This is a genomic window from Flavobacterium sp. AC105, from assembly GCF_979258495.1.
Genome location: NZ_OZ409860.1, coordinates 4,659,596 through 4,670,367 on the forward strand (window position 1 = coordinate 4,659,596; position 10,772 = coordinate 4,670,367).

5 protein-coding genes are annotated in these 10,772 nt (G+C 33.0%); 3 read left to right on the forward strand and 2 right to left on the reverse strand.

Annotation, left to right across the window (positions count from 1 at the left end):
• Positions 1-86 precede the first annotated feature (86 nt).
• The 3 genes from ACZ0AH_RS19250 (at position 87) to ACZ0AH_RS19260 (ending at position 6,708) form a co-directional block, all read left to right on the forward strand.
• On the forward strand, positions 87-833 hold the full coding sequence (locus ACZ0AH_RS19250; RefSeq protein WP_463477386.1) for a hypothetical protein: 747 nt from the start codon (positions 87-89) through the stop codon (positions 831-833).
• A gap of 156 nt (positions 834-989) precedes the next feature.
• Positions 990-3,194: a TonB-dependent receptor gene (locus ACZ0AH_RS19255; protein WP_463477387.1), complete on the forward strand. Its 2,205-nt coding sequence runs from the start codon at positions 990-992 to the stop codon at positions 3,192-3,194.
• A gap of 259 nt (positions 3,195-3,453) precedes the next feature.
• Positions 3,454-6,708 carry a VIT domain-containing protein gene (locus ACZ0AH_RS19260; RefSeq protein WP_463477388.1) on the forward strand — a complete coding sequence of 1,085 codons (3,255 nt, stop codon included), beginning with the start codon at positions 3,454-3,456 and terminating at the stop codon, positions 6,706-6,708.
• Between the two features lie 1,698 nt (positions 6,709-8,406).
• Here the strand turns inward: ACZ0AH_RS19260 and ACZ0AH_RS19265 are convergent.
• Together ACZ0AH_RS19265 and ACZ0AH_RS19270 are read right to left on the reverse strand one after the other, a co-directional pair.
• A complete protein-coding gene (locus tag ACZ0AH_RS19265; RefSeq protein WP_463477389.1) occupies positions 8,407-8,889 on the reverse strand; it encodes a hypothetical protein in 483 nt (160 codons plus the stop codon).
• 2 nt (positions 8,890-8,891) lie between these two features.
• On the reverse strand, positions 8,892-10,217 hold the full coding sequence (locus ACZ0AH_RS19270; protein ID WP_463477390.1) for an RHS repeat domain-containing protein: 1,326 nt from the start codon (positions 10,215-10,217) through the stop codon (positions 8,892-8,894).
• Positions 10,218-10,772: the final 555 nt, after the last annotated feature.

The window sequence follows — 10,772 nt, forward strand, 5'->3', positions numbered from 1 at the left end:
ACCTTAAATTAAATTAATGCACAGCTATTTATAAGCTGTGCATTTTTTATATCTTTATTATTATTCAAAACTTTAGCTTCTGGTTTATGAAAATTGACAATAAGGAAATCAAAATTGAGAATTATGATATTTTCACTTACCGAAGAATCCGTCGCGCGATTGGATATCTTGGAATAAGTTTACCTATATTTTTGGTTGGGTTTTCTTTAATTTCATTTTTTCAGACTGAGATTCAGCCTTCTATAAGTGATTATTATTATACTAATCTAAGGGAGATTTTTACCGGAACTTTGTGTGCTATTGGTTTATTTCTAATTAGATACAAAGGTAATGGCAATAAATCTATTTGGAAAAATGACAATTTACTGACCAATATTGCCGGAATCATGGCTTTGGGCGTGGCCTTGTTTCCCACAAATCCCGACGATTTTACACAAAAAATTTATACCCTTATTCCCTATTCTGAAAAATGGCTCGGCTGGCTTCATTATGGTTTTGCCGCTCTCTTATTTTTGATATTGGCTTTATTAGCGATTAATGTTTTTACAATTGGTCAGGGAAATGAAACCCAAGCCCCTAAAAGTATGCTCAACGAAAATAATATTTACAGAGTTTGCGGTTATTCGATCTTAGTATTTATTCTCATGGTGCCCGTTTCGAGTGCTTTAAAATTGTTTTCGTATTCCACTTTACTGTTTGAGGCGCTTTCACTTTTTGCTTTCGGAATTGCCTGGCTGATTAAAGGCCGCGCTTTAGGAGATCAGGGAATTATTGGACAAAAATTATATCAGGAAAATAATCCTGTTGATACGGAAAAAATATTTGAAGAATAAAATTAAGACATCTAATTCATTTATTTCCAAACAATAAGAGAGATTATCGAATAGTCTCTTTGAGTAAATTTATACGATTTTATTTACAATTTATTAGATTTTATTTTATATTTTGTGCTTTTTGAGCTACTTTTGCGTCTTATATAATTAAGGCGTATGAGATTACTATTATTTTTTGGGATTTTTATTTTATCCTTTTCTATAAAAGCACAGTCCGTTAGTGGTGTTGTAACTGATGAAACCGGAAAACCTCTTACTGAAGTACTGATTCGTAATTTTATTTCGAAAATGCACGCCCATAGTGATATCGATGGAAAATTCACATTAGAAAACACTAAAATAGACGATAGTCTACAAATCTCCAAACAAGGTTATATCACACAAAATTTTAAAGTGCTGAGTAATGATCCTATTACTATTTCATTAGAAGAAAAACCTTTTTTACTTGAAGAGGTAAAAATCACCAATAACCTGAAGTATTTGAATACGATTTCTAAAATAGATTTAGAAGTTCAGCCTATCTCGAATTCTCAGGATTTAATGCGTAAAGTTCCGGGACTTTTTATTGGCCAGCATGCCGGTGGTGGAAAAGCAGAACAAATTTTCCTGAGAGGTTTTGATTGTGACCACGGTACAGATATTAACGTTTCGGTTGACGGAATGCCGGTAAACATGGTTTCTCATGCGCATGGTCAGGGTTACGCTGATCTTCACTTTGTAATTCCGGAAACGGTTGATAATATTGATTTTGATAAAGGTGCTTATTTTGCTGATAAAGGCGATTTTACCACAGCTGGATATATTGCTTTTAATACCAAACAAACTTTAAAAAATAGTTCTGTACAGTTTGAATTGGGTCAATTTAATACGTACAGAACAGTCGCTTTATTTGATTTATTGCATACCGAAAATCAATCGGCATATTTTGCCGGCGAATATATGATGACAGATGGCTATTTTGATGCATCACAAAACTTTAGCCGTATCAATTTATTCGGAAAATATTCGGCAAAAATGAATAACGGAGATAAAATTTCCCTTTCGTTATCACACTTTACAAGTCAATGGGATGCGAGCGGACAAATTCCGGACAGAGCCGTAAACAGCGGAATGATTTCACATTTTGGCGCTATTGATTCGAATGAAGGAGGAAATACCGGAAGAACAAATTTGAACCTTCAATATGATTCAAAAATTGATGACGTTTCCCAAATTAAAAACACGGCCTTTATTAGTAAATATGATTTTGAATTGTATTCTAATTTTACCTTTTACTTAAAAGATCCTGTAAACGGGGATCAAATAAAACAAAAAGAAAACAGGACTATTGTTGGATTTCAATCCGAATATGACCGCAAATTATCTGATAAATGGAATTTTAAATTAGGAGCAGGATTGCGGAATGATAACAATAAGGACATTGAATTATCACATACCGTAAACAGAAAAACAGTCTTAGAATATTTAAGTCTTGGCAATATAAACCAAACGAATCTTTTCTCATATACCAGTTTTGATTTTACATCTGGAAAATGGTTAATTAATTCCGGAGTTCGTCTGGATTATTTTAAATTTGGTTACGAAGATTTATTGGCTCCAACTTATAGCAATCAAACGCAGTCGAAAGCTATTGTAAGTCCAAAACTGAATTTTTTATACACTCAGGATAATACTTTACAATATTTCTTGAAACTAGGAAAAGGATTTCACAGTAATGATACGCGCGTTGTGGTTGCTGAAAAAGGACAAAAAATTCTTCCTGAAACTTATGGGGGAGATCTTGGTATAAATTGGAAACCATTTCCAAGAATGATTGTTAATTCGGCAATCTGGTATTTATATTTAGCACAGGAATTTGTGTATGTAGGCGATGAAGCTATTGTTGAACCAAGCGGAAAAACAGCGCGAAAAGGATTTGATTTTGGTATTAGATATCAGTTTACCAATTGGTTATTCTGGAACGCAGATTATACTTTTACACACGCTCGCTCAATAGATGAACCAAAAGGACAGGATTATTTGCCCCTTGCTCCTATTAATACTTTGATGAGCGGAATTTCTGTTAAAGATCTTAAAGGATTCTCAGGAAGTTTAAGAACACGTTTTTTAGGAGACAGACCTGCGAATGAAGATAATTCTGTAGTGGCAAAAGGATATTGTATCACTGATTTTTCAGTAAATTATCAAATCAAAAAGATTTCTATTGGTGTAAACATCGATAATATTTTTGATACAAAATGGAAAGAAACACAATTCCTGACCGAAACAAGATTGCAAAACGAAACTGAGCCGGTAAATGAAATATGTTTTACAGCCGGAACTCCTTTTAATGCCCGATTAATTTTGAAATATAGCTGGTAAACTAATTATGAATTTCTAAAATATCATAACCCGAATGTTGAATTCAATCAGGAATTTCAACATTCGGTTTTCTATTTATATACTATTACTTTCTTAATTTCTAATAAAAATTTTAAATGTTTTACCTTATCTTGATCTACTAAAATCGAAATTAAAAAAATAAATCAGATTTTCTTAGCTTCCCTTTCCAACCTTTTTATAAAAATAGTGCTCTATAATTTTATAGGAGTTTCTTCTAGAAAACTTAAAACTATTATTTATGAAAAACATTCTTCTAATCACGCTATTATTCTTTGGCTTATGTACTCAGGCACAAAGTCCACAACTGAATGTAAAAGGAAAAGATTCATCTTTAGTTCGACTAAATCAATTAAAAGTCGCTGTAAAAGTTGTAGGCAATATTGCTTACACCACAACAGAAATGCATTTTTTTAACGGAACCAATCGCCAAATGGAAGCCGAACTTTTGTTTCCGTTACCGGAAGGAGTTTCAGTTTCCAGATATGCAATTGATATTAACGGAAAAATGAGAGAAGCTGTTCCTGTAAATAAAAATAAAGGAAAACAGGTTTTTGAAGCTGTTGAACATCGCCGGGTTGATCCGGGATTGTTGGAGAAAGTAGAAGGAAATAATTTTAGAACACGCATTTATCCTTTATTACCCGGAAAAGAACGTATTGTAATTATTGGTTATGAACAAGAATTAACCAGTTTTGATGCAACACATTTATCCTATCAAATGTTGAGCAGCTACTCCGGTAAATTAGATGTTTTTGAATTGAATGTTGAAGTTCTAGGTGCGGTTTCGCAACCCGTTATTTCAAACGACGAAGGAACATTAGCATTAGAAAACCACAATCAATCTTATCTGACTTCTATTAAAAAAGAAAATTATTTACTTAAAGATAAATTATTAATTACAATCCCAATTCGTGCAGAAATTCCAAGTGTTGTTGTTCAAAGTGTAGATAGTCAAAATTATTTTTATGCGAATACTATTTTGGACAATCCGAAAATATTGAAGAAAAATCCAAATACAATTGGTTTAATCTGGGATACATCTTTAAGTTGCAAAAACCGAAATCTTAAAAAGGAATTACAGCTACTTGACACTTATTTAACGAAGCTAAAAAATGTAGAAGTAACTTTGTATTTAACAAGTTATAATTTTGAAAAAAAGAATTCTTATGTTATTAAAAACGGCAATTGGGACGCTTTAAAAACAGCACTAGAAAGCACTGTTTATGATGGTGGAACCCGTTTTTCTAAAATTAAATTACCTGTTCATGATGAGTATTTATTTTTTACCGATGGACTATCTTCTTTAAGCAATAACGTTTTGGCTTTAACCAAAAAACCAATTTATACCATAAGTTCCCTAACCTCATCAGATTATTCTTTTTTGAATTATAATGCTATAAAAACCGGTGGGAATTTCATTAATCTGAATCAGTTAAAGGTCGAAGATGCCTATGATAAACTAATGTACCAAAGTTTGAAATTTTTAGGTATTAAAGATAATTATCTGGTTACAGAATTATATCCAATGATTGGAACACCTGTTTCAGGAAGTTTTAGTGTGGCCGGAATTTCATTAAAAAACACAAATGATGTGGTGCTGCTTTTTGGTTATGATGAAAAACCTATTCTCGAAAAAACAATTCATATTGACGCCACCAAACCCGTTTCGAATGATGTTAGTATCGAAAAACTATGGGCACAAAAGAAAATTGCTAATCTTGAAATTCAATACAAAAGCAATGCTGACGAAATTGAAACTTTAGGAAAACGATACGGAATTGTAACGGAAAATACATCTTTAATCGTTCTAGAAAGTCTCCACGATTATATTCAGTATGATATTATTCCACCAGCAGAATTAAGACCCGAATTTGATCAAATAATGAAACAGCAAATTGCCAGCGCTCAAGCTAAAAAATACAGCAATTGGGAAAATGTTGCCCGTTATTATGAACAGCTATTAGCCTGGTGGAATGCTGACACAAAATACTCTGCGCCGAAACCACCACCAAAACCTAAAACTATTAAACCAGATAGAAACGTTAGTAACCCAGTAACGGGTAATATCAGAGGAACTATTTATGACGAAAATAGTCTTCCTTTACCTGGAGCAACAGTTGTTATAAAAGGAACTTCTCGTGGAACTGTAACGAATTTTGATGGACGATTTGGAATTAATGCTACTGCAGGTGAAACACTTTTAGTTTCATTTATCGGAATGAACAACAGAGAAATCAAAATTGGAAGATCTCGTACTTACAATATTGTTTTGTCAGAGTCGAATAATGCTCAATTACAAGAAGTTGTTGTTACAGCAATGGGAATTAGTCGTCAGCGAGCGGAAGAATCAGAAGAGGATGAAGATGACCGAAAAGAAAAAAGAAGTGTTAGTTATAGTGCTACGGTTGTGCGCTCAGAGAGTATCGCATCTCCTAGTCCAAATGTAACACAAGCTTTAGCCGGAAAAGTTACAGGAGTTGAAATTTCAACTGTCGATAATTCAGTAAATAATGTACATAAAGATCAGGATAAGGAAGATTCTAATTCAGATGTAGATATATCAATGGGGTATTCCAGCTCAAATCAAACAAAAGTAAGCAAATGGAATCCAGATCGAATTTACCTGAAAGCATTAGCAAATGCCCCGAATGATAAAAAATATGGATTGTACCTTGAATTGCGTAACGACCAAATTAATAATCCAAGTTTTTATTTTGATGTAGCCAATTATTTTTATGACAATGGTGATAAAGAAAAAGCACTTTTAGTATTAAGCAATATTGCCGATTTAGGATTAGAAAATCATCAATTGTATAAATCATTAACGTATTTATTGCGTCAATGGCAGGCTTATGAAGATGCTTTGTTTACCGCAGGTCAGGTTGCAAAATGGAGAGAACAAGAACCACAAGCACATCGCGATTTAGGTTTAACTCTTGAAGACAACAAACAATATCAGGATGCTTTTGATGAATTGATTAAAGCGCTTGAAGTAAATTATTTTGGCGAAATGAGCGGACAATATGAAGGTGTAGAAGATATTATTTTAATGGATTTAAACAGAATGATGCAGGAACACAAAGGCATTAAAACAGACAAACTAGATAAAAAATATCTTAACAAAATGCCTGTTGCCATTAGAATAATCCTAAACTGGAACCAAATGGACACTGATATCGACCTGCATATCATTGAACCTACAAGTGAAGAATGTTTTTATGGACACAAAGACACTCAAATTGGAGCGCGCTTCTCTAAAGACTTCACGCAAGGCTACGGTCCTGAACAATATTTATTGCGAAATGCCATAAAAGGAAAATACATCATCAAAACGAATTACTACGGAGAAAGCGCTCTAACCGAAAATGGTCCGGCAACTGTTATGGTTGAAATTTACACTACTAAAAATGGTATAACGGAACGTAAATTGCAAACGATTCAACTTGGGAAGATTAAAGAGAATCAGAATTTGGCCGAGATTATTGTGAATTAAATACAATTCAAAACTACGCATAAGAAACCTCGCATTGAGGCGAGGTTTTTTTCTATTACTTGTCGATTCGCTTGTAGGCACGGAAAGAATTTCTGCGCTATCGTTGTACAATATCCGAGTGATCAGGTTCTATTTTTCGTCAACCAATAATATTTTTAAAGGTAATTGACTTAATACTCTATCTTTAAACCTTTCTTCAATTTCTTCTTTTTATGATCTCGATAAATCCTTAAAAGTTTTCCATCCTAATAGATATTCTTTTACTCGAAAAATTGATCTTACCGCAACTCCTGCGCTATTAGTTTTTGCATTGGAGGGATAACTGAGACATAATACATTTCATCATCACTAGCTTCTTTTTCTTTCATATAAAAGATTTTCTCTTTTAAAAAACCATATCCTGTTTCATCCCAATTATCATACTTCTTCCATTTTTATGGAATTTTCATAGATAGATTATGCTCTTCAATATTATCTAAATAAAAATTTAACTTCTCCTCTTTACAGTTAAATTTATATATTACCTCCTCCTAACGTTCCTAAAAATCCTAAATCACAAGAAGTTAAAATGATCAAACCAAACGTTGTTGCCATTAATAAATATTTTTCATAACTATTTCCCATCCAATTATACAAATACTTTTATCACATTGGTAGCAATATCAAAGATTTAGATATGTCCTGAATCCTATAAAGGAGCTTTATTAAAAAATAAACGACTCAAAGATTGTCTTAATTTTCAATATTACAATACCTCAAAAGTTTTGTTCTAAAAATTATAGGATAAAAAAACTCGCATTTCTATGAGTTTACTTTTTTAATTCTATCCTTTGTCGGTGCTTTTTTTGGGCAAGGAAAGAATTTCCTCGATATCGTTGCTAATATCAGAGCGGTGAATATATTTTTAAGTTTTTTGCAATAGCCGGAATTACAAGTTTTACAGTTCTTAATTTATTAACTTCTAATGTGATATTGTTAAAATATGAACTCTCCCAAAAAGGTTTCTATATCATCACTGCAGCCTTTCTTATCTTGACAGGTCTGACTTGTCCATTTTTTTATCTTATGTTTAAAAACTTATTTTTCCTAAAAATACCACTAATCAAAAACCTTTTACAATTGTATAAAAACATAAAAACTCGCAGGAATGCAAGTTTTTATGTTTTTATACTCTTTGTCGATGCTCTTTGCGATTGGGTTTTCAATAAACATAGTACTAAAACTACACCAAAGCTAAGTTACATAATAGGTCATTATAGTGCTACCGCTTCGCACTGCACTATAAACTCATTATGTAAAATAGCTCGTTTCTTCAAGACCTTTAGCAAAACCCAACGCTTCTGCCCTTGCGCACTAGGATTTATTTTTTATTTTGTTCAATCGCCACAAGGGTTACGCATTTTTTTTTAAAATAATGCCAGGAATTTAACTTTTCAATTACAACTTTCAGCCGAAGCATTATCCCAAAAAAAAAGCAGTTTCTAAACATAAAAAAACCGCTCATTTCTGAGCGGTTTAATCTTTCTATTCTTTGTCGATTCTCTTTGCGGGCACGGAAAAAATTTCCGCGCTATCGTTGTCTACGTATCCGCGCCATCGGGATTGCCTCATTTTTTACAAAAATTAATATTCATTCTTTATTCTAATGTTCTTAAATGTTCATTTATTTAAAATGCCCTAATCTGATACATTATCCCATTATTCATCAATTGATACTGTTTTTAAAGGCAATTGACTTAACACTTTTTTTTCAAACTTTTTTTCAATCCCCCTCCTATCAAACCACCATAAATCTCTGAGATATAACCATCTTGGCTTATTATCAACCATTCTAAAAACAGCCCGTACTGATGCTCCAGGATTTTTATTAAATTTCTCCTTTGGAGGGATAACAGAAACATAATACATCTCATCATCATTTGAATCTTTCTCTTTGATATAAAAAACTTTTCCTTTTAGAAAACCGTAACCAATTTGATTCCAATTATCATACTTTTTCCACTTTTTGGGAATTTTTAAAGATAAATTATGCTTTTCGATACTATCTAGATAAAAATTTAAATTCTCTTCTGTACAGTTGAATCTATGTATATTCCCTCCTCCTAAAGTTCCCGAAAATCCAAAATCACAGGAAGTTAAAATCATTAAACCCAAAATTGCAATTGCTAAATATTTTTTCATAATTATTTCCCTATTTCAATTACTTCAAATGCTTTAGCCATATTTACAGCTGCCTCATTAGTTTTTTTAGACACGGGAGCCCCCGTAAAAGGATCTACTGCTTTGTTATTATACATTGCTTGAACTTGCTTGCTAATGCTGATTAAGTCCTTATTTGCTTTAGTTGATTGTGGGGACAGAACTCCTTTAAAACCTCGTATTTCATCTTTATCATAATTTTTATCATGAGAATAACCTCCAAAATCAGCTATGTTTTGTGGTGGTTGAGAGTAATCATCTTGTCCTGAAATTTTATTTTTTGGATTGTACGCTCCAGCATAGGTAGTTCCTGGATGTTCTGATCCTGGAAATGAATTTTCAGCTGCACCTCTATCAGAAGTATTTAAAACGTATTTCTCTTTTGGATGATTCCATAGCCATTGTCCCTTTTTAGTTGAGATACTCCAAACCCCTTCTGCTTTTTGCTGATCATCAATAACCCCTCCATTTGAAAAAGTATATGCAGCAACTTTCGAATTGACATTATAGTACTTCCCATTAGGAGCCATTACCAAAGCTCCGTTCCCATTCTGTGTACTTCTTATATATTTTGTAGGCACTATCTTAAAGAATGATAATACTGATTTTTCACCAGGTGGATCTATAGCTTCTTGTCCATCCGGATCAACAAATTTAACAGGATTATTAAGAGTATAAGCATAAGAACTAACCCCTGCATATTTCTCAGCCAACGGATCGACCGATATAAAGATTCCGAGTTTCGGGTCTTGATATCTAGCCCCGAAGTAATAAAGTCCAGTCTCTCTATCAAGCTCTTTGGAAGTAAACAAATACGGTGTATTCCATTTGGCATTCTTCTCTTCCAAGAAAACTTCTCCAAAAGGCACGTACTCGATATGCTGAAATACTTCACCATCGAGATTACTAATATACGAAGAACTTCCTAAATGATCAGGATGATAATAGAATTGTTGCAACTCTGCATTATCATTTTTCGATGTCATTTTTCCAGTTGTAGAACCTGAACCAGTTTCTCCTGAAGGATTACAACAGAATCCTAAACCATTTACATAATCATTGTTGTCAACACCGTAATAAGGGACATCTAAAGTTGCGTAATTTTCTTTTACAATTTCTAGTGCTTTTTTATACTTCGCATCATAATTTACTTTCACACCTGAGAAAGATTCTCCTGCTTTTTCAACACGTCGTGGATCCGCTCCGTAACTGTCAAAATCTCCTAATTTAGAAACTATTCTTTGTGAACCTATATAGATATGTTTCGTGTAACGACCTCCGTTTTGTGCGACCAAATAAGGATTACACATAAAGTGTAAAATCAGACGTTGAGGTTTTCCCCCCACTGCGAATACTGAATTCACGAAAATTCCTTGTCCGCCACCTGAAAGTTTGGTTTCGTACTTCATTTCCAGAATGTAGTTCGCTATTTTTCAAACTTATAACATAACACCAAAGAAAAAAACCTTTTACAGTTTTGTTTATATCAGAATATGGCAAATATTTGATGTAAAAAAGCCTCGCAATAAGAGGCTTTGATTTTTTATTCTTTGTCGATGCGCTTTGTCGGTTCGAAGTCGGGAGACTTCGAACAGCGCACTAAACGCTTTATGGAACTCTTCGTAGAGCGGGATTACAAGTTTTACAGTTCTTAATTTATTAACTTCTAATGTGATATTGTTAAAATATGAACTCTCCCAAAAAGGTTTCTATATCATCACTGCAGCCTTTCTTATCTTGACAGGTCTGACTTGTCCATTTTTTATCTTATGTTTAAAAACTTATTTTTCCTAAAAAAACCACTAATCAAAAACCTTTTACAATTGTATAAAACATAAAAACTCGCAGGAATGCAAGTTTTTATG

Bases quoted from the DNA above. Each gene is read 5' to 3' on its own strand.
- ACZ0AH_RS19260 (WP_463477388.1), top strand. From the start codon at position 3,454: ATGAAAAACATTCTTCTAATCACGCTATTATTCTTTGGCTTATGTACT.
- ACZ0AH_RS19255 (WP_463477387.1), top strand. From the start codon at position 990: ATGAGATTACTATTATTTTTTGGGATTTTTATTTTATCCTTTTCTATA.
- ACZ0AH_RS19270 (WP_463477390.1), bottom strand. From the start codon at position 10,217: ATGTGTAATCCTTATTTGGTCGCACAAAACGGAGGTCGTTACACGAAA.
- ACZ0AH_RS19250 (WP_463477386.1), top strand. From the start codon at position 87: ATGAAAATTGACAATAAGGAAATCAAAATTGAGAATTATGATATTTTC.
- ACZ0AH_RS19265 (WP_463477389.1), bottom strand. From the start codon at position 8,889: ATGAAAAAATATTTAGCAATTGCAATTTTGGGTTTAATGATTTTAACT.